15 protein-coding genes are annotated in these 20,605 nt (G+C 38.6%); 12 read left to right on the top strand and 3 right to left on the bottom strand.

Annotated features, from left to right (window positions below):
- Window position 1 precedes the first annotated feature (1 nt).
- Both ACNHOZ_RS21295 and ACNHOZ_RS21290 read left to right on the top strand, forming a co-directional pair.
- Window positions 2-691: a response regulator transcription factor gene (locus ACNHOZ_RS21295; RefSeq protein WP_028411932.1), complete on the top strand. Its 690-nt coding sequence runs from the start codon at window positions 2-4 to the stop codon at window positions 689-691.
- Window positions 669-2,918, top strand: coding sequence for a sensor histidine kinase (locus ACNHOZ_RS21290; protein WP_255906582.1), 2,250 nt, complete (start codon window positions 669-671; stop codon window positions 2,916-2,918). The genes ACNHOZ_RS21295 and ACNHOZ_RS21290 overlap by 23 nt, the downstream gene beginning before the upstream one ends.
- A 325-nt stretch (window positions 2,919-3,243) precedes the next feature.
- On the opposite strand, the gene katA is transcribed toward ACNHOZ_RS21290, so the two are convergent.
- Both katA and cstA read right to left on the bottom strand, forming a co-directional pair.
- Window positions 3,244-4,704, bottom strand: coding sequence for a catalase KatA (katA, locus tag ACNHOZ_RS21285; RefSeq protein WP_063248443.1), 1,461 nt, complete (start codon window positions 4,702-4,704; stop codon window positions 3,244-3,246).
- A 276-nt stretch (window positions 4,705-4,980) separates the two neighbouring features.
- On the bottom strand, window positions 4,981-6,789 hold the full coding sequence (cstA, locus tag ACNHOZ_RS21280; RefSeq protein ID WP_048021669.1) for a carbon starvation protein CstA: 1,809 nt from the start codon (window positions 6,787-6,789) through the stop codon (window positions 4,981-4,983).
- Between the two features lie 253 nt (window positions 6,790-7,042).
- Between cstA and proB the strand changes: the two genes are divergently transcribed.
- A complete protein-coding gene (proB, locus tag ACNHOZ_RS21275; protein WP_048021671.1) occupies window positions 7,043-7,867 on the top strand; it encodes a glutamate 5-kinase in 825 nt (274 codons plus the stop codon).
- Window positions 7,864-9,108, top strand: coding sequence for a glutamate-5-semialdehyde dehydrogenase (locus tag ACNHOZ_RS21270; RefSeq protein WP_034263707.1), 1,245 nt, complete (start codon window positions 7,864-7,866; stop codon window positions 9,106-9,108). Before proB ends, ACNHOZ_RS21270 begins: the two co-directional genes overlap by 4 nt.
- Window positions 9,109-9,381: 273 nt before the next feature.
- On the opposite strand, the gene ACNHOZ_RS21265 is transcribed toward ACNHOZ_RS21270, so the two are convergent.
- Window positions 9,382-10,767 (bottom strand): sugar porter family MFS transporter, encoded by a 1,386-nt coding sequence (locus ACNHOZ_RS21265; protein WP_048021674.1) that lies wholly within the window; start codon window positions 10,765-10,767, stop codon window positions 9,382-9,384.
- A gap of 191 nt (window positions 10,768-10,958) precedes the next feature.
- On the opposite strand from ACNHOZ_RS21265, the gene ACNHOZ_RS21260 reads away from it, so the two are divergent.
- The 8 genes from ACNHOZ_RS21260 to cydC all read left to right on the top strand — a co-directional run bounded on the left by ACNHOZ_RS21260 (window position 10,959) and on the right by cydC (window position 20,384).
- Window positions 10,959-11,735, top strand: coding sequence for an alpha/beta hydrolase (locus tag ACNHOZ_RS21260; protein ID WP_047749562.1), 777 nt, complete (start codon window positions 10,959-10,961; stop codon window positions 11,733-11,735).
- A 95-nt stretch (window positions 11,736-11,830) separates the two neighbouring features.
- Window positions 11,831-12,841, top strand: a complete 1,011-nt coding sequence (locus ACNHOZ_RS21255) for a LacI family DNA-binding transcriptional regulator (protein ID WP_048021676.1) — start codon at window positions 11,831-11,833, stop codon at window positions 12,839-12,841.
- A 144-nt stretch (window positions 12,842-12,985) separates the two neighbouring features.
- Complete coding sequence (locus tag ACNHOZ_RS21250) at window positions 12,986-13,747, top strand: threonine/serine exporter family protein (RefSeq protein ID WP_013085528.1); 762 nt, start codon at window positions 12,986-12,988, stop codon at window positions 13,745-13,747.
- Window positions 13,748-13,761: 14 nt separating this feature from the next.
- Complete coding sequence (locus ACNHOZ_RS21245; protein WP_013059882.1) at window positions 13,762-14,217, top strand: threonine/serine exporter family protein; 456 nt, start codon at window positions 13,762-13,764, stop codon at window positions 14,215-14,217.
- A gap of 300 nt (window positions 14,218-14,517) precedes the next feature.
- Window positions 14,518-15,924, top strand: a complete 1,407-nt coding sequence (locus ACNHOZ_RS21240) for a cytochrome ubiquinol oxidase subunit I (RefSeq protein ID WP_048021678.1) — start codon at window positions 14,518-14,520, stop codon at window positions 15,922-15,924.
- Window positions 15,911-16,927, top strand: coding sequence for a cytochrome d ubiquinol oxidase subunit II (cydB, locus tag ACNHOZ_RS21235; protein WP_028411941.1), 1,017 nt, complete (start codon window positions 15,911-15,913; stop codon window positions 16,925-16,927). Before ACNHOZ_RS21240 ends, cydB begins: the two co-directional genes overlap by 14 nt.
- Window positions 16,927-18,639 (top strand): thiol reductant ABC exporter subunit CydD, encoded by a 1,713-nt coding sequence (gene cydD, locus ACNHOZ_RS21230; protein WP_255906578.1) that lies wholly within the window; start codon window positions 16,927-16,929, stop codon window positions 18,637-18,639. Before cydB ends, cydD begins: the two co-directional genes overlap by 1 nt.
- The gene (gene cydC / locus ACNHOZ_RS21225) at window positions 18,636-20,384 is read left to right on the top strand and encodes a thiol reductant ABC exporter subunit CydC (RefSeq protein ID WP_053074091.1); all 1,749 of its coding nucleotides are present in this window, start codon (window positions 18,636-18,638) and stop codon (window positions 20,382-20,384) included. The genes cydD and cydC overlap by 4 nt, the downstream gene beginning before the upstream one ends.
- Window positions 20,385-20,605: the final 221 nt, after the last annotated feature.

The raw sequence follows: 20,605 nt of genomic DNA, 5'->3' as shown, positions 1-20,605 counted from the left end.
AATGAACGAATATGTGGTTTTAGTTGTAGATGATGAGCAAGAAATCCGCAATGGTATTGCTATTTATTTAAAAAATGAAGGTATTAAAGTCTTTACGGCCAAAGATGGAATCGAAGCCATAGAGATACTAAATAAAGAAAAAGTTCACTTGATTATTCTGGATATTATGATGCCAAGGCAAGACGGCATTTCAACAACGTTTAAAATTCGAGAACAAAAAAATATCCCGATTATTATGCTGAGTGCTAAAAGCGAAGATGCCGATAAAGTGCTTGGTCTGCAGGTAGGAGCAGACGATTATGTGACAAAACCTTTTAATCCATTAGAGCTGATAGCAAGAGTTAAATCACAGTTAAGAAGATATGTGACATTAGGTACCTATGAAGAAACAAAGACGATTAATATCCGAGGTCTTGTACTTGATATTGAGGCTAAGTCCGTCACTCTTGATGGGGAATTCATTAAGCTCACTCCCATTGAGTATAAAATTGTAGAATTATTAATGAAAAATGCAGGAAGAGTTTTTTCCATACATGATATTTATGAGCGCGTATGGAATGAACCCGGCTACAACGCAGAAAATACGGTAGCAGTGCACATTAGAAAAATAAGAGAAAAAATTGAGATTGAACCAAAAAATCCGAGGTATGTAAAGGTTGTGTGGGGACTTGGATATAAAATGGAAAAATAGCGTTATTTCAGCTATAGGTATTATCTTGTTTTTATTTGGTTTAGGAGCAACCATTTCTTCTATTGGCGGCATGCATAACCTAGTAAAAGCAAACTACTTACAAAAAAGTACCTATGTAAAATCAGAAGACTTCCAAAAAGAAATAGATCGTTTTACAAATGATCTTTACCTCTTAGAATTGACATCCAAGAATAAAAATACCGTTAACGCAAATACGATAACAGAAGAAGACATTGAGTCGTATCGATATGCAGAAGGAAACTTAACGGAACAAATACAAAACGTACACGATAAATATGAAGAAAAAATAGAAGACGCTAAGCAAGCAAAGAGTAAAAAAGTTGAAGATGCCTATGTAAAGCAGCGGGATCTAGAAGTTAAAAACATTCAAAAAAAGTTTCAAGATGATCAATTTGTTCGAGAAGAAATAGCAAAAAATAAAGAATTCGAAATAACGAGAATTTATGATGAAGCTTTTGATCGGCAAAAACCATTATCTCAATATAAAAAAGACATCATGTATTATTTGAAAGATAGAAACACACAAAAAATATATACGAACATCCAAAATGCAAGCAAGGAAAACGTTAATCAATTAGTAAAACAAAAAAATATGTTGTATAAACATACCTATTCAGCTCAATCACCCCTTGTGTTTCAACTAGATGAATATAAAAATTCATTGTTAAGCAGTGAGACAGACTCAGAGATTCCAAACCGGTATTTAAAGCAGAAGTTTACGGGTATAATTGCTGTTCCTGAAAAAGAAGCTTTCAGTAGTTCTTTATTTGATGAGTATAACTATTTTCATCATCAAAATGTAGTATTTCTCGTGTATGTATTGTCAGGGATAATAGCTCTGTTAATAGTTTACTTCATTTATAAAAAAACAATAACCGGACATTTAAAAGAAATAACAAGACAAACTGCCGTACAGAGGATTTATAAAAAAGTACCTTTAGATATGTGTATAATTGTTTTTCTTTTGTACTCATTTTTCACATCAAGTCTAGTTCTGAACGGCTATCCAACTTCTTTATTAGAATCATATAAGCATGTTGCTACATTTTTCTTTTATATGATAGCTATATCCATAGCTATTTGCCTGTGGGTACTTCAAGTATTTTTACTGTTTCAGCGTATGCGCACACTAGATGATATAAAAGAAGAATATAACAGAACGTGTGTTTATCAAGTCATTTATTTTCTTCAATCTATTTTTATTATCAGACATATTGGCATGTATATAATGGTTGTAGTACTGCTTTTAGTTTTTGCGGTATTTGCTGTTGCAGCTTTATTGACCAGTGGATCTATGTTTGTAGAACAAGTGTCTATACTATACTTAGCTGTCGGCAGTGTTATAGGAGTGGTTACTTTGATACTGCTTATGCTACGAATTAATTATTTAAATAAAATTATTATTTCCATTAATCAAATCGCCACAGCTGAGTGGAAAGAGCCGTTACCTATCAAAGGAAAATCAGCTTTAACTCAAGCAGCGATAGATATAAATCATATTCAGCAGCAAATTCAAACATCTCAGCATGTTCAAGTTAAAAGTGAACGCTTGAAAACAGAGTTAATTACCAACGTCAGTCACGATTTAAGAACACCATTGACTTCTATTATGACATATACAGCGTTGCTAAAGTCCCAAGATCTTACTTCGGACGAACAACATGCTTACGTTGAAATTATTGACCGTAAATCAAAACGTTTACAGACACTTATTGATGATTTATTTGAAGTATCAAAAATGGCAAGTGGAAATGTAGAATTGCATAAAGACACAATTGATATTAATCAGCTTCTTCATCAGGCTTTAGCTGAATATGATGAAGCAATTAAAGATTCAACTCTGCAATTTCGTATTCAAACTATCCAAAAGCCGATATTTGCTACTGTAGATGGTCAAAAATTATGGAGAGTATTTGACAATTTGATAGAGAACATATTGAAATATTCACTTGAACAAACGCGTGTCTATATTTCTGTTCAAGAAATAAACGAACAAGTGAAACTAACGTTTAAAAATGTAAGTAAATATGAGTTAAATGAGCAGGCAGACGAGCTGTTTGAACGATTTAAAAGAGGGGACGCCTCAAGACAAACCGATGGCTCTGGACTTGGTTTAGCTATTGCTAAGTCAATTATTGATTTGCACAGAGGAGAATTGAATATTGAAATTGACGGAGATTTATTTAAAGTAACGATTACTCTTTAATGTGAGTGAATATAAACAGCATATCTAGTAAAGAAGAGAAGCAACCTCATTATGCTGGTTGCTTCTCTTTTTTTAGCGTTCGTAATTTTATTCCGCAACCGCAAAGTGTACTGTGCTTTAGTACTTTTATTTCTCTATGACACTGATTACATCTTATTTCTTGTCCAATCATTTCTTCATCCCTTCCTCTTTTTACAAGAATTTAAATAAGTATCCATAAAATATGGATACTTATTTAGTGATAAAATGTTAAATTAATTGAGAATAAACGAGAATCTAAAATGAGAAAAACACCTTTATTTTCTCATTGGGAAAACTGATCTCTTTATTTTACTTGCTGTGGAACAGACAATCCTAAACCGTCTGCAACGCGTGTTCCATACTCTGGATCCGCTTTGTAGAAGTGCTGAATTTGACGCAGTTTAATCTCTTCTTTTTCTACAGGCTTCATAGCTTCAACGATGTTTGCAACTAGTCGTGTACGCTCGTCTTCGCTTAGAAGGCGGTATAAGTCACCTGCTTGCGTGTAATGGTCGTTATGATCATATGAAACACTATCGGCAACGCCTGAAACAGGGTATGCCGCTTGTTTGTTTTCATGAGATTCTGTCGGACCGCCAAAGCTGTTTGGCTCATAGTAAACAGAACGGCCGCCGTTATCGTCAAAGCGCATTTGACCATCACGCTGATAGTTATTTACTTCATTGCGCGGACGGTTAATAGGTAGCGCTTGATGGTTAGCACCCACGCGGTAGCGATGTGCATCGCTGTATGCGAATAGTCGACCTTGCAGCATTTTATCAGGTGATACGTCAATTCCCGGTACAAGCGTTCCAGGTGAGAATGTAGCTTGCTCCACTTCGGCAAAATAATTTTCTGGATTTCGGTCCAAGACCATGCGACCTACTTCAATTAACGGATAGTCTTTTTGTGACCAAACCTTTGTTACGTCAAACGGATCAAAGCGATACGTATCAGCGTCTTCTAATGGCATAATTTGAACGTACAGCTTCCATGAAGGGAAATCGCCTTTTTCAATGGCATTAAATAGATCTTCAGTATGATAATCTGGATTTTCACCAGCTAGCTTTGCGGCTACGTCTGGAGACAGATTTTTCACGCCTTGCTCTGTTTTAAAGTGATATTTTACCCAAACGCCATCTCCTTCGGCATTAACCCATTTAAATGTATGGCTGCCAAATCCATGCATATGGCGTAACGTTGCCGGGATACCGCGATCAGACATTAAAATAGAAACTTGATGCAAAGATTCAGGAGATAAAGACCAGAAATCCCACACGGCCGTCGGGTTTTTCAAATGCGTGCGTGGATCGCGTTTTTGTGTATGAATAAAATCGGGAAATTTAATCGCATCTCGGATGAAAAATACAGGTGTATTATTTCCGACTAAGTCGTAGTTGCCTTCTTCTGTATAAAATTTAACAGCAAATCCGCGAGGGTCGCGAACGGTATCTGCTGAGCCGTTTTCACCAGCTACTGTTGAAAAGCGAACAAATAGAGGTGTTCGTTTTCCTACTTCAGAAAGGAAAGCTGCTTTTGTATAGGCTGAAACATTGTTTGTCACTTCAAAATAACCGTGGGCACCGGCGCCTTTTGCGTGTACGACGCGTTCAGGAACACGCTCTCGGTTAAAATGGGCTAATTTCTCTAAAAGGTGAACATCTTGAATTAAAGTAGGTCCGCGTGAACCAGCGGTCATCGAATTTTGATTATCTCCAACCGGAGATCCCCAACTAGTCGTTAAGTTATTCTTGTTTGTTGTCATCTTAGAACCACCTCTTATTTGAATTTTATTATGTTAGAAATAATAATAACATTTTTAAATAAAAAATCAATACTAAATTATAATTATTATAATTTAAAGTGTTAATTTTGAGATGTAGTCAGTGGGGGTTATAAGCATGTGAAGTGTACGAACTATTTTAAAAATTTTCTGTATAGTATATTTAGTTTAATAATAAAAATGCCTGGTGTGCAATTATTTTGACCGGCTATTACCATATCAAAAACACGCTTGCTTATATAAGCAAGCGTGTTCGTTTTATATATTTTGTGATAAGTTTGCTTTCGCCGCTAGTTCAGCCTGAGGCGTGCGCCAAAGCTGCGTCCATTTTTGAATCGCGGCAATCATAATAATGAGACCGAGTATAAGCATGATGATTGAAAGAGTCGCATTTAATATGCTGTAACCTGCCGCAGCTTCATTTAAATACACATTCTTAACCATCCAATAACCCGCGTAGTTAACCGTTACGTAAAGGTAGGCTAGTGGAATAAGACAAGTAAGCATATAGGAGCGCTTATCTGCAATTCTAAGAATAACGGTTGCACCAATAATTAAACCAATGGATGCCATTAACTGATTCGATACGCCGAACAGCGCCCAAACTGAGCCAATATCTCCTGAGAACAATAAGTATCCCCACATAAAACAGGCTAGGGCACTTGCAAAAATGGACCCAGGAAGCCAGTCTACTCGCTTCAATGGCTTATAAAATTCACCGAAAAAGTCTTGAATTAAATAGCGGGAAACGCGTGTACCCGCGTCGATAGCAGTCAAAATAAACACTGCTTCAAACATAATAACGAATTGAAAAAAGTAAGAAGACAGGTGGCTGAACCAAGGAATTTCCGTGAAAATATACGTCATTCCTACAGCCAGTGTAACAGCGCCGCCTGTACGGCCTTCTAAGTTTAGGCCAATTTCTTGGCTAAGCTGAGGAAGAGCCGTTACGTTCATGCCAAGCGTTTTGAATACTTCAGGTGTAGAGTTGATTGCAAAATAGTCTCCAGGATGTAAAGCAGTTGCGGCAATTAATGCCATAATTCCTACTAAGCATTCGACTAACATCGCGCCGAAGCCTACAACTTTAATGTCACTCCAACGATCGAGCATCTTAGGGGTTGTTCCTGAACCAACAAATGCATGGAAGCCAGAAATAGCACCGCAGGCGATCGTAATGGAAATAAACGGCCACACAGGTCCTGCTAAAATAGGGCCGCCTCCGTGAATAAATTCAGTAACTGCAGGAAATGGAATTGATGGATTTACGAAAAACACGCCTACAATCAGCGCGATAAAGACACCAATTTTCATAAAGCTGCTTAAGTAATCTCGAGGTGCTAAAAGCAGCCAAACGGGCAAGGCCGCTGCAAAAAATGCATAAACGGGAAGAATAATTGAAAGTGTTTTAATATCTAGCGTTAAAAAATCTCCTAAAGCTGTTCCTTGAATATAAGGACCGCTAAATACGGCAATTAAAATTAAAATGAAGCCGACGGTAGAAGCCGCTTTTAAATTACCTGTTTTTTTGTGGTAAATACCTACCCCCATTGCGATCGGAATGGTAATTCCAACAGCGAATGTACCCCAAGGATTTTTCTCAAGGGCGTGTAACACGACCATAGATAAACCGGCCATTGTAATGGTAATGATAAAAAGCATAGCTAAACCTGTACAAAAACCAGCGACGGGTCCTAGCTCTTTTTTAGCCACTTCTGAAAGCGACTGGCCTTTTTGGCGCATAGATGCAAATAACACAACTGCATCGTGAACGGCTCCTCCGATTACAGCTCCGATTAAAAGCCAGAGCAGTCCGGGCAAATAGCCAAACTGAGCTGCTAAAATAGGTCCAACAAGCGGACCCGCAGCTGCAATAGCTGCAAAGTGATGACCAAATGTTACCCATCGATTGGTTGGCACGTAATCTTTTCCATCTTCAAGCTCATGTGCCGGCGTTTTTTGCGCATCGTTTAGTTTCAAGACCTTAACAGCCATGAATGTTCCATAAAGCCGATACGCAATCATTAAAATACAGATAGATCCAATAACAATCGTAACCGCATTCATTACAAATCCCCCTATCCCTTAGTTGTCTGATGTTTGTACTACTACACAACGTTATGTAATTGTGTGTTCCCCTTACAACTTTCATTATAAAAGAAGAAAGCGCTTTTATCACCAGTTTTTCCCTTAATTATTTAAAAAATTAGAAAGTTCAAATTCCCTTTGAAAAACTATAAGACTTTTCACATAATCTCTGCTATAATTTTTAAAAAAATTAGTACGCATTTAGGTGTTTTTAGTTAGGGAGATGAAATGAGTGAAGCATCGTCAAGAGTTACAAAATAGCAAGCGTATCGTAGTCAAAGTAGGGACATCTACGTTGACCTATGATAACGGAGATATTAACTTAGCACGCATTGAAAAACTAGCGCGTGTTTTATCTGATTTAATGAATGCAGGAAAAGAAGTTGTGCTTGTTACATCAGGTGCCGTTCAAGTGGGAGTAAAAAAACTAAAGTTAAAAGAAAAACCAACTTCTATTCGAGAAAAACAAGCAGCAGCCTCTGTCGGGCAGTGTGAGCTTATGCATATCTATAGTAAATTCTTTGGTGAGTATAGTCACATTGTTGGTCAAGTACTGTTAACAAAAGATGTAATCGAAGATGAACATGTGCGCAATAACGTTGTGAACACGTTTGAAAAATTAATTGAAGACAAAGTGATTCCTATTGTGAATGAAAACGATACAGTTGCCATCGATGAGATTGAAAACATCGTGCGTTTTGGAGATAACGATAATTTATCCGCCATTGTTTCAGTTTTGATTCACGCAGATTTACTTGTTATTTTATCTGATATTGACGGTTTCTTTGATTCAGATCCCACAAAAAACCCTAACTCTAAATTAATGAAAGTAATAGATGGCATCACGCCGGAGCTTGAGAATTTTGCTGGAGATAGTGGAACTGACGTTGGAACAGGCGGAATGGTCACAAAACTGACCGCTGCTAAAACAGCTACAAGTGCAGGCGTGAGCTTAATCCTAGCAAATGGGAAAGAACCAAGTATTTTGCGAGATATTATTGAAGGCCAAGAAATTGGAACGTTATTCTTAAAACAAGCTGAAGGAGTAATGAAATGAGTGAATTGCAGCTTAAAGGAAAGCAGGCAAAAGAAGCCTCTTATTTCTTAGGAAATGTAACGAGCGAACAAAAACAGCAGGCACTTTATAAAATGGCGGCTGCTCTATTGGATCAACAAGAGACAATTTTAAAAGCAAATGAATTAGACGTAGAAAAAGCCGTTCAAAAAGGCACGTCAAAAGCGATGTTGGATCGCTTATCTTTAAATGAAGGGCGGATTCATGGAATGGCAGACGGCCTGCGCCAAGTAGCTGCGCTTGCAGATCCGGTAGGAGAAGTGCTGTCTATGGCTAAACGACCAAATGGCTTACAAATTGGGCAGCAGCGTGTACCTATTGGTGTCATAGGAATTATTTATGAAGCGCGTCCAAACGTTACATGTGATGCAGCAGGCTTATGCTTAAAAGCAGGAAATGCGGTTATTTTGCGCGGAGGCAGTGAGGCATTTCATTCGAATCAAGCGATTGTTTCTGTATTATCCCAAGCTGCGGCAAGTGCAGGATTTCCTGAGCATAGCGTACAGCTTATTGAAGATACGTCGAGAGAAACAGCACTGGAGTTAATGAAGCTAAATGAATATATCGATGTATTAATTCCTCGAGGCGGTGCTGGTTTAATTGAAGCGGTGGTAAAAAATGCAACGGTTCCTGTTATTGAGACAGGAACCGGGAACTGCCACATTTATGTTGATGAAGAATATGACCGTGACATGGCAGCCAGTATTGTCATTAATGCAAAAACATCTCGTCCAGCGGTGTGCAACTCAGCCGAAAAGCTGATTATTCATGAACGGGCGGCTCATGAATTTTTGCCGATTATTGTTCAAGCGCTACGAGAGAAAGATGTAGAAGTACGCGGTGATGAACGTGCGCTCACAATCGTTCCAGATCTTGTTCCAGCAGGGGATGAGGATTGGAAGAAAGAATATTTGGATTTCATCATGGCAGTTAAAATCGTAGATGATATCGATGAAGCGATTTCCCATATTAATGTTCATAGTTCACATCATTCTGAAGCGATTGTAACAACAAATTATGCTCATGCTCAGCGTTTTTTACAGCGCGTTAATTCAGCTGCTGTTTATGTGAATGCTTCGACGAGGTTTACGGACGGAGAAGAGTTTGGTTTCGGGGCAGAAATCGGAATTAGTACACAAAAGCTTCATGCGCGTGGACCAATGGGATTAAAGGAATTAACAACATTAAAATATATTATTTACGGAGATGGACAAATTCGATAAAAAGAAGAGGCTGGGACGAAAGTATTTTAGACAAAGTAAAACCGAACCATTGATCAAAATTTTTGATTAGTGGTTCGTTTTTTTTGTTAGGGTGAACATAGTTTTCATCTGTTTAAATTCTTCTAGTAGTTGATTGGAGGGCGAGATGAAGACTCCCGCGGAAAGCGAAGTCTTGCACGGAAATCAACTACGGTGTCATAAGCCGTTTAGCTCATGTATCCCATTTGTTTTTCTTTAGATTGGATTCATTTAGATATACCCCAACCTCTTCCCTTACTTCCATATATGTTCAATTTCTTCAAGTGACTTTCCTTTTGTTTCTGGAACCCACTTCCATATAAACAAAAATGAAGCGATACACATAATCATAAAAGATAAAAAGGTAAAAGATCCTCCAGCTTTGTTCCAAAGAATAGGAAAAAACTGAGACACAAACCAATTAGCTATCCACAAGAAAAAGGTAGAAATAGACATTGCATAGCCTCTCGCATGATTAGGAAAAATTTCAGAAATCACAACCCATACAACAGGCCCCATAGAAATATTAAAAAGAAATAAATAAAAAACAATAAGTAAACTAGTAGTCAAGCCTTCAGTACCCTGTGAATGAAATCCAAAAGAAACGAGAAGCTGCGTAACGGCCATACCGGCTGTGCCAATAAGTAATAAAGCTTTGCGGCCAATCCGGTCGATAAGCCACATGGAACAAAGAACGCCTAAAAAGGCAGCTACACCAATCATAGACGTAACAAGGAGCGATAAATCTCCTCTAGCTCCAGCTGCTTCAAAAACTTGCGGGGCGTAATAAATAATGGCATTGATTCCGACAAGCTGTTGAAAGGCTGCAAGTAGAATACCAATAAGCAACGCTTTTCGAAGGCCTGCCTCTTTAAAAAGCGAAAGAGAAGCCGGTTGATTTTCTTTTAACGATTGCTCAATATGATACAGCTCTTGGCGTGCAATGTGTGTACCATTGATTTTAATTAAAATGTCCATAGCTTCTACAGTGCGGTTTGCTTTTACTAGCCACCTCGGACTTTCAGGAACAGGAGAAAGGATAAGAAGAAATAAAAGAGCTGGAATCCCAGAAGCACCGATAATGTAGCGCCATCCTGTGGAATTCTGCCATGCGTCTTCCCCAATAGATAAAATGTAGTCATTTACAAAATAGACAGAAACAATCCCAACGGCAACAGCAAATTGATAAAGAGAGCCTAAGCGGCCGCGCATGTGCGGAGGGGCTATTTCAGAAATATAGGTAATAGAAAGAACGGAGGCCATACCAATGCCTAGCCCTCCAATAATTCGAGAAATAATCACAAAAGAGATGGTTGAAGATAGCGCTTGCATAATTGCGGATACGATAAATAAAGAAGCTGCTAAAAGCAAGATACCTTTTCTACCGAATCGATCACTCAGTTTTCCTGAAGAAAGTACCCCAACGGCACCCCCGAGCAGCAAACTGGATACAACAAAACCTACCATCGTTGGACTGAGATTAAAATGCACTTCCATCAATCCAATAGCCCCTGAAATGACGGCTGTGTCATAGCCGTAAAGTAACCCTCCAAAAGCAGCTGCACATGAAATGAAAATAACAAAAAATAGATTTCCTTTTTGCTCTTTATACTCGTCAGAAGTTACTTTTACTATCCCCATATAAATTCCTCCTTTGAATCGCGTTCACTATTTTAATTTAAAAAAACGTTATACGTAAAACGTTTTCATAAAAGATGTTTTTATGTTAAACTAAAAATTGTAAATAATCAAACTATTTTTTAACTTTTATATGAATTATGTACGTTTTGTTATCAATCAATAGGGAAGAAAAAGTAAGGGGGAAGAGAAATATGGCGTTTATTCAATGTGATTTTTTTTCAGAAGTATTGCAAATAAGTACTTCAATGAACGTTTTGATACCGCAGCAAACAAAATCTCAGATTGGTTTACAAACTAATACAAGAAGTGAGAAACACCCTACGCTCTATTTATTACACGGTCTTTCTGATGATCATACGATATGGATGAGAAGAACTTCGATTGAACGCTACGCATCAGAATTAGGACTTGCAGTTGTAATGCCAAATGTAGATCGTAGCTTTTATAGAGATATGGCTTATGGAAAGAAGTATTGGACGTTTGTAACAGAAGAACTTCCTCAATTGGCTAGGTCATTCTTTCCGTTATCGGAAAAAAGAGAAGATAATTTTGTGGCTGGTCTTTCTATGGGAGGGTACGGCGCTTTAAAATGGGCGTTTCGCAAACCACATCAATTTTCTGCAGCTGCCAGTTTATCAGGAGTGATGGACATTGAAGGGCTTGGAGAGCGAGGGGAAGTTCAGTTCCTAGATTATCCTTTGATTTTTGGCATGCCGCCTGTTATTAGACCTGAGGATGATCTTTTCTGGCTGCTTGAAAATCGCCGGCGCTATGGAGAAGTGACTCCGCGTATTTATCAATGCTGTGGAACGGAAGATTTTTTATATCAGGAAAATAAACGTTTTTCCGAGCGATGTAAGCAAGAGCCTATTTGTTTTACATATGAAGAAGGAAAAGGAAGTCACGACTGGGCATATTGGGATCAAAAAATTCAAGATGTGTTAAAGTGGCTGTTTAGTGAAAAGTAGGGAAGGTAGTTTTGGGTGGTTCCGACTTCTAGTAGTATAATAAAGAAAAATGTTTACTTGGTCGATAGACTAAAAGGAAATAGGAGTCGGTACGAATGGGGAGAAAAAAAGTCACGATTACAGAAGTAGCAAAAGAAGCGGGTGTTTCATTAGCTACGGTATCAAGAATCTTCAATAATAAAGACGGTAAAATTAAAATCAGTGAAAAAACAAAACAAAAAGTACTAAAAGCAGCAGCTCATTTAGGGTATCAGACAAATCCATTTGCGGCAGCTCTGCGGGCCCAAAAAACAGGGATTATCGGGATATTAATTAGAGATTTAAAAGACCCATTTTTAATCGAGCTGTTAAAAAAGGTACAGCAGCAAGTTCAAAGTCGAGGGATGGACGTTCTTATTGGCCATACGGATTACCAAGAAACAACGGCTGAGCGTCAATTAAATGTGATGATGAATCATTGGTTTGATGGAGTCATTTTATTAGATTATGTAGCCGCTCCGCATCCGTTTGTAGACGTATTAAAACAATATCAAACGCCTTACGTTTCTCTTACAGGAGACGGCTCTTCTGCACTTTGGCCAATTGTACATGTAGATGATGCGGTGGGAATGCAATTAGCTGTTGCTCACTTAACGGACCTTGGCCATAATAATATCGGGTTCGTTGGAAAAGCTGTAAGCGGAGTGGAGCACCGTCTGTCTCTTTTTTATCAATATGTACCGTCAGCAAACGCAAAGTTTGTGAAAGAAGATATGAATAACTCAGATGAACTATATCAGTTTATAAATGAGCTAGCTCATCATCCAGAGCCCCCAACTGCGCTTATTTGTGCTACGGATTACATTGCTCTGAAAGTGATACACTGTGCGTGGCAAAACGGACTTCACGTTCCAGCGGATTTGTCTGTTATAGGGTTTGATGATATTACAGAAGCTAGTGAAGCGCAACCTCCGCTAACAACCATCCGTCAACCGATGGAAAAAATGGCTGAAAAAGCAGTAAACCTCTTACTTCAGCAAATTCAGGATCAGCAAGAAATAGATCAGGTACAGTATAAAATGGCACCTGTATTAGTAGAGCGTGAGACCACAAAACGTATGAATTGATAAGGAATGTATATACTATTCCTGAAAGTGTGAGACAAAAAGTCCACACTTTTTTGCATTAACCATTGCGTCCACTTCCCTCTTTCTTATACACTGTATGCTGTAGGGGAAAAAACCAAGCTTTAATATGTTTGGAGCGATTTGATGACACAACAAAAATTAGATAAATATGAAATTATGGACGTTAGCTTACTAGCAGGTAAAATTATGTTAGAAAGCGGAGCAGAAACGTATCGAGTAGAAGACACAATGATGCGGATTGCAGCGTCTTACGGTATAAAAAAATCCCACAGCTATGTGACGCCAACAGGGATTATGTTTTCACTTGAAACGAAAGAACCGACGAAAACGAAGTTAATTCGTATTTCCGAACGAACGACCGATTTAAAAAAAGTAACTATGGTAAATAGCGTCTCAAGAACTATCAGTCAAGGAAACATCTCCTTGGAGGAAGCGTATGAAATGCTACAAGAAATTGAAGCAACGAACGTAGCTTTTCCACTATGGGTTCAACTTGCAGCTGCATCCATTTCTAGCGGATGCTTTTTAATCATGTTTCAAGGTTTATGGACGGACTTTATTCCAGCGATGTTTTCAGGAGGTCTCGGATTTTTAACCGTGGTGTATTTCCACCGTCTTATTCCGATTCGCTTTTTTGCTGAGTTTACCGCTTCGTTAGTTATTGGACTTTTATCAGCTCTTTTAGTCGCTTCAGGACTAGGAACGCAAATTGATAAAATTATTATTGGATCCGTTATGCCTCTCGTTCCTGGGTTATCGATTACCAATGCAGTGCGAGATTTAATGGCGGGACATTTACTGTCTGGATTATCAAAAGGAGCAGAAGCGTTTCTGACGGCATTTGCTATTGGTGCAGGTATTGCCATTGTATTTACGCTTCTATAGAAGGGAGGCATCATATGCATATCGTAGAGCAGATAATTACAAGTTTTATTGCTTCAGCAGCGTTTGGGATTATTTTTAATGTTCCACGTGAATCATTATTAAAAAGTGGCTTTGTCGGAATGATTGGCTGGCTCATTTACTATTTGCTAACGTTCTATGGTGTAGATGAAATTCCAAGCACTGTAGCATCGGCCTTTTTTATTGCTATTATTAGTCAAATTTACGCAAAAATTTATCGTACGCCGATCATTATTTTCACGGTAGCAGGTATTATTCCGCTCGTTCCAGGGGGAACAGCATACGATGCCATGCGTAACTTTGTAGAAAATAATTATAATGAAGCGATTAGTCTTGCAGCAAAAGCCTTTATGATTTCAGGTTCAATTGCCATTGGTATTGTATTTTCTGAAGTCATTAACCAAATCATTCGTCAATCTAAATTAAATGCGAAAGCAAAATATCGACCGTAGAGAAGCAAGCTCAAATCAGAGCGTGCTTTTTTTATGAAAAAATAAAGAGATCCTGCCCTTTTTTGTCACAAGAAAGTCACGTTTTAGTCTAAAAACGTTCAAAAAATGTACGTGCACAGCTAAAAAAATAGACTATACTATGTAAATAGAAAGAGAGACATTACATATGTTTGTGAAATGTTGAGCATATTTCTCGAATTGTTATGCTCAATGTTTCACAATATAAGTAAAAGATGCTCAGGAATGAGCAAAGTATCTATGGAAATGATGAATGTTCTTATATATGAAAGGAGAAAGAAGATGGATACAGTCATACTATCACGTATTCAATTTGCATCAACGACGCTGTTTCATTTTATCTTTGTACCGCTGTCTATCGGCCTTGTCTTTTTAGTAGCGATCATGGAAACGATGTACGTAGTAAAAAAAGATGAACAGTATAAAAAGATGGCAAAGTTTTGGGGGCACTTATTCCTGATTAACTTTGCTGTCGGAGTCGTAACAGGTATTTTACAAGAATTTCAGTTTGGCATGAACTGGTCAGAGTACTCAAGATTTGTAGGAGATGTATTTGGTGCGCCGCTTGCTATTGAAGCACTGCTAGCGTTTTTTATGGAGTCCACGTTCCTCGGGCTGTGGATTTTCGGGTGGGATCGTTTGCCTAAATGGCTGCACTGTCTATGTATTTGGCTTGTTAGTCTAGGTACTATCTTTTCAGCGTTCTTTATTTTAACGGCTAATTCTTTTATGCAGCATCCGGTCGGAATGGAGCTAAATAATGGCCGTTTGGAAATGAATGACTTCTTTAAATTATTAACGAACGGTCAGCTGTGGGTCGAATTCCCTCATACAATTTTAGGTTCGTTTGCAACAGGCGCCTTTTTTATCACGGGTGTCAGCGCTGTTATGCTCTTGAAGAAAAAACATGTGGTTTTTGCTAAAAAATCATTTCAAGTTGCTATCCTTGTAGGGCTAGTTTCAGGTGTAGGAATTGCACTATCTGGGCATGAACAGGCCGGATATTTAGTTAAAACACAGCCGATGAAAATGGCCGCAAGTGAAGGATTATGGGAAAACAGCGGAAGTCCAGGTGCTTGGACAGTAACAGCAAATATTCACCCTGATGAAAAGAAAAATACGAGTGAAATCAAAATACCTTACTTATTAAGCTTCTTATCATACGGTAAGTTTTCAGGCTCCGTTCCTGGAATGAATGAGCTGCAGCAGCAGTATACGGCGAAATATGGAGAAGGAAATTATATTCCACCCGTTCGAACAACGTTTTGGAGTTTCCGCATTATGGCTGGTCTAGGTGGCGTATTATGTGCATTAGGCATTTGGGGTACGTACTTGCTTTCTCGTAAAAAACTTCAAGAAAGCAAACTATTTTTACGTATTATGACGATTGCCATCGCCTTTCCGTTCCTTGGAAGCTCAGCAGGTTGGATTATGACAGAGATTGGCCGTCAGCCTTGGGTTGTATTTGGCTATATGAAAACCGAAGATGCCGTGTCTCCTGGTGTAACAGCAGGCGAATTGCTATTTTCTATTATCTCGTTTTCGTTCTTTTACTTAATTTTAGCTGTGATTATGGTGTTCTTGTTCGTTAAAGAAATTAAAAAAGGTCCAGATCACGATCACGAAGCACATACAAAAGTAACATCAACTGATCCGTTTACAAAGGAGGGATACAATGTTTTCTCTTAATGAATTCTGGTATTTGCTAGTATCCATTCTGTTTGTTGGTTTTATCTTTTTAGAAGGCTTTGATTTTGGGATTGGAATGGTGTCTCGCTTTTTAGGAAGAAACGACTTAGAGCGACGAGCTTTTATTAATACAATCGGTCCTTTTTGGGATGCAAATGAAGTTTGGTTAATTTCAGCAATCGGTGCTATGTTTGCCGCTTTTCCAAACTGGTATGCAACGCTATTAAGCGGGTCATATGTTCTTTTTGTTCTTCTGTTGCTTTCGCTTATCGGACGCGGTGTAGCATTTGAATTTCGAGGAAAAGTTGAAAAACAAGCGTGGAAAAATGCGTGGGATTGGGTTATCTTCTTTGGAAGTCTTTTTCCACCGCTCATTTTCGGCATCTTATTTTCAGCACTAATGAAAGGATTGCCTGTTGAGCGCAACATGCAAATGAATGCCGGCTTTTCGGATATTGTGAATCTATATACCATAACGGGCGGCGTGACGCTAACGATGCTTTGCTTATGGCACGGACTTATTTTTGCGACGATCCGTACGATGGATGACATTAGAGATCGTTCACGAAAAGTTGCCATGAAACTTTTGCCTGTTAATGCCTTGCTGCTTCTTATTTTTTCAGGCATGACGTTTTTTGAAACAAATTTATTCAGCAACCATAGCCGCTTGATGCTATACACATTTTTTATCGGTATTTTCGTGTATTTACTAGCAGGATTTTTCCTTACACGGAAAAAAGACGGATGGGCCTTTGCTATGTCTGGCTTAATTTTAATTTTATCAATTTCCTCTATATTTGCAGGATTGTTTCCAACCGTTTTGGTTAGTTCAGTCAATGAAAGCTATAGTTTAACGATTCATAATGCAGCATCAGGGAATTATTCCTTGAAAATTATGTCTTACGCTGCTATTGCGTTACTGCCTTTTGTGTTAGGTTATCAAATTTGGAGCTACTACGTTTTTAGAAAACGTGTAGATCATAAGGAGCATATGGAGTACTAATGGGTAGAAATTTAATGGTTTACAACGGAGTAAAAATGGTTCTTGCCGTGTTAATAGGGCTTATTACTATTCAAAGTGTAGCCATTATTTTTCAAGCTAAGTGGCTTGCCGAAGTAATTACTGCTCTTTTTCATGGTGAAAGTTTAACTTCGCAGACAAAAGCAATCGGATTGTTTTTGTCTGCCTTTATGGTTCGTCAGATCGTAAGTTTTATAGTGAAAAAAACAGCATATCAATTTGGAGTCAAAACGACTCAGGAACTTCGTTTGACGGTCATGAAAAGCATTTTTGCACTCGGACCGCGCTTTACCAAAAATGAAGGGACAGGAAACTTGGTGACGCTCATCACTACAGGCCTACAGAAGCTTCGCGCTTATCTTGAGCTGTTTTTGCCTAAACTGGCCGCCATCAGCGTTACACCTTGGCTAGTGCTCGCTTTCGTTTGGTATCAAGATCGGCTCTCAGGCATTATTTTGCTTGTAACTATGCCCATTTTAATTTTATTTATGATTTTACTTGGACTGGCTGCCCAGAAAAAAATAGATAGTCAATGGGAGACATATCATGTGCTGTCCAATCACTTTGTAGATTCGCTTCGAGGATTAGAAACGTTAACATTTCTCGGGAAAAGTAAGGAGCATGCTGAAACGATTGGAAGAGTCAGTGACCGCTATCGAAAAGCGACAATGGGAACGCTCCGAATTGCTTTTTTATCTACGTTTGCTTTAGATTTCTTTACGATGTTATCTGTAGCCATCGTGGCTGTTATGCTCGGTTTGCGGCTAGTGAACGGTTCGATGACGTTAGAGCCTGCACTTATGATTTTATTGCTGGCGCCTGAATACTTCCTGCCGATACGGGAAGTCGGAAACGATTATCATGCAACATTAGACGGAAAAGAATCCGGAGATGCATTAATTAAGATTGTAAAGCAGGCTGAAAAACCGTCGGCTAAAGAAGAAGATGTCCCTGATTGGACGGAAAACAGTGAAATTCAATTGCGTCATATCACCTTAAAATATGACGAAGAGCAGCCGCCTTCTCTTGAAGATGTGTCACTTCATGTTAAAGGAAGTAAAAAAATTGGGATTATAGGAAAAAGCGGAGCTGGAAAATCGACGCTTATTGATATACTGAGCGGCTTTGTACAATTTACAGAAGGGTCTGCTGAAGTAAACGGCGTGCCGGTTGATTTACGCTCAGATGCTTGGCAAAAGCAGATTACGTATATCCCTCAGCACCCATTTATTTTTAATGGAACAGTGAAAGAAAATATTGAATTTTATCAGGATAGAGGCGGTTCTTATGATTATGAAGATGCTTTAACGAAAGCAGGACTTTTATCTACGATTCAACAGATGCCTAAGAAGGAAAATGAAGTGATAGGAGATGGAGGACGGCAGCTTAGCGGCGGCCAAGCTCAAAGGATTGCCCTAGCTAGGGCGTTTCTGAGCGATCGCCCTATTATTATGCTTGATGAACCAACGGCGCAAGTAGATATTGAAACGGAATATGAATTAAAGCAAGATATCTTAACGATGTTTCAAGACAAGTTATTTATTTTAGCTACGCACCGTCTGCATTGGATGAAAGATATGGACCTCATTGTTGTAATAGAGAACGGAAAGGTTGCAGAAGTCGGCAATCATCAAGAACTGATTCGAAAAAAAGGAGCTTACTATCAATTTTTACATGAAGAGGAGGAGATATGATGAAATATAAAAGTTGGATATGGCCCTACTTTAAAACGTATAAATATCGTATCTTTTCTATCTTATTACTAAGCTTGTTAACGATTGGTTCTGCTTGTGCGCTAATGTTCACATCAGGTTACTTGATTTCAGCTTCTTCCTTACGCCCAGAAACAATCTTACTGGTGTACGTTCCCATTGTGCTTGTGCGTACATTTGGTTTAAGTCGAGCCGCCTTTCGTTATGCGGAGCGTCTTGTTAGTCACGATTTTATTCTTCGCATTTTAGCTAAGATGCGTACACGTCTTTATCATTTGATTGAACCGTTAGTTGCTACATCCCGCTATCGAACGGGAGATGTTTTAGCGGTTCTCGCTGAAGATATTGAAAGTTTACAAGACTTGTTCTTGCGTACCATTCTTCCAACAATCTCAGCTGTTATTTTATACGTTATTTCGATTGTAGCTTTAGGATTCTTTAGCCTAAAGTTTGCATGTTTGATTGCCATCTATTTATTTTTATTAGTAGTAGTGATGCCGCTTTTTTCCCTTTGGCATATGAAAGCGGCCAATCAGCGATATAAATCAAGCAAAGCACAGTTATATGCTAAGGTCACAGACGGGTTTTTAGGAGTTGCTGATTGGGTGTTAAGCGGTCAGCAGCAGTCATTTTTTCATTCGTATAACAAAACAGAAGATGAGCTAGACCGCATGGATCGTAAGCTTAAACTATGGACGTATTACCGAGAATTGATTGGCCAAGTTATTGTAGCAGGTTTAATTGTCACAATGATTTGGTTTGGGGCTTCTCTTTTTGCAGATAAAGAGCTTGCAGGTGTTTTTATTGCTGCTTTTATTTTAGTAGTATTTCCTTTATCTGAAGCACTGCTGCCGGTATCTAATGCAGTAGAAAAAATTCCTCAATTTGAAGAGTCATTAAATAGAGTGCAGGAAATGGAAAAGAACTGGGAATCTGTGAATGGAAAGAAAAAACATACTCTTTCCCTACCTTACAAAGGTTCATGGGACTCGGTTAGCTTAAAAGTCGAGCATGTAAGCTTTCGCTATAGCAATGAGGAAGAGTCAGTCATTCATGATCTTTCATTTCAAGTCGAGCAAGGGAAAAAAATTGCGATTCTTGGCAAGAGCGGAGCTGGAAAGTCGACTCTGTTAAAGCTGCTGCAAGGCTCCTTATTGCCTACAGAAGGTACAGTTCAACTAAACGGTCAGTCTGTTGCTGAAGTTCGTGAAGATGTACCAAAACTCATCTCTGTATTAAATCAAAATCCTTATTTATTTAATACAAGCGTAGCAAACAATTTATTACTAGCTAATGAAGAGGCTACAAAAGAAGAGGTAATTGAGGCAATGAAGCACGTCAATATGCACTCCCTTGTGGAAGGTTTGCATCAAGGATATCAAACGTCCATGCTCGAAACAGGTCAGCGCTTTTCAGGAGGAGAACGTCAGCGGATTGCGTTAGCACGTGTTCTACTTCAGCGTACGCCAATTGTTATGCTGGATGAGCCAACTGCAGGGTTGGATACCGTGACTGAAAAGCGTTTGTTATCCACTATCTTTGAAACTCTTCACGACAAAACTTTAATTTGGGTTACACATAATTTAGTTGGGATGGAAAAGATGGATGAAATCTTATTCCTACAAGATGGAAAGATAGCCATTCGCGGAACGCATGAGGAATTACTTGCTACGAACAGTCACTATCAAAAGCTATATGAATTGGATCATCCGGCAAAAAGCCTTTAGTAGCAGCTAAAGGCTTTTTACTATTTTATACTAAAATGAAATTCGACAAACATGAGTAAGATATGTGTCGAACGAAGGAAAGTAGCTTGGATTCAAAGAGGGGAGAGGCGTTTAGCATTTTTGAAAAAGTGGTAAAACAAGGTAGTGTTTGTTTCTTCCTGTATAACATCGGTTTATTTTAGGGAAAATATATACACATTATGCGAACGAGAGAAGGAAGA

The sequence above is a fragment of the Priestia sp. D51 genome, from assembly GCF_053345675.1.
This window is presented reverse-complemented; position numbering and strand designations above follow the sequence as displayed.

What these genes read in the sequence shown, in the direction of transcription:
- ACNHOZ_RS21265 (WP_048021674.1), bottom strand. Translation starts at nt 10,767, where the DNA reads ATGGGGATAGTAAAAGTAACTTCTGACGAGTATAAAGAGCAAAAAGGA.
- cydC (WP_053074091.1), top strand. Translation starts at nt 18,636, where the DNA reads ATGATGAAATATAAAAGTTGGATATGGCCCTACTTTAAAACGTATAAA.
- cstA (WP_048021669.1), bottom strand. Translation starts at nt 6,789, where the DNA reads ATGAATGCGGTTACGATTGTTATTGGATCTATCTGTATTTTAATGATT.
- ACNHOZ_RS21260 (WP_047749562.1), top strand. Translation starts at nt 10,959, where the DNA reads ATGGCGTTTATTCAATGTGATTTTTTTTCAGAAGTATTGCAAATAAGT.
- cydB (WP_028411941.1), top strand. Translation starts at nt 15,911, where the DNA reads ATGTTTTCTCTTAATGAATTCTGGTATTTGCTAGTATCCATTCTGTTT.
- ACNHOZ_RS21270 (WP_034263707.1), top strand. Translation starts at nt 7,864, where the DNA reads ATGAGTGAATTGCAGCTTAAAGGAAAGCAGGCAAAAGAAGCCTCTTAT.
- ACNHOZ_RS21255 (WP_048021676.1), top strand. Translation starts at nt 11,831, where the DNA reads ATGGGGAGAAAAAAAGTCACGATTACAGAAGTAGCAAAAGAAGCGGGT.
- cydD (WP_255906578.1), top strand. Translation starts at nt 16,927, where the DNA reads ATGGGTAGAAATTTAATGGTTTACAACGGAGTAAAAATGGTTCTTGCC.
- ACNHOZ_RS21245 (WP_013059882.1), top strand. Translation starts at nt 13,762, where the DNA reads ATGCATATCGTAGAGCAGATAATTACAAGTTTTATTGCTTCAGCAGCG.
- ACNHOZ_RS21250 (WP_013085528.1), top strand. Translation starts at nt 12,986, where the DNA reads ATGACACAACAAAAATTAGATAAATATGAAATTATGGACGTTAGCTTA.
- katA (WP_063248443.1), bottom strand. Translation starts at nt 4,704, where the DNA reads ATGACAACAAACAAGAATAACTTAACGACTAGTTGGGGATCTCCGGTT.
- ACNHOZ_RS21295 (WP_028411932.1), top strand. Translation starts at nt 2, where the DNA reads ATGAACGAATATGTGGTTTTAGTTGTAGATGATGAGCAAGAAATCCGC.
- ACNHOZ_RS21240 (WP_048021678.1), top strand. Translation starts at nt 14,518, where the DNA reads ATGGATACAGTCATACTATCACGTATTCAATTTGCATCAACGACGCTG.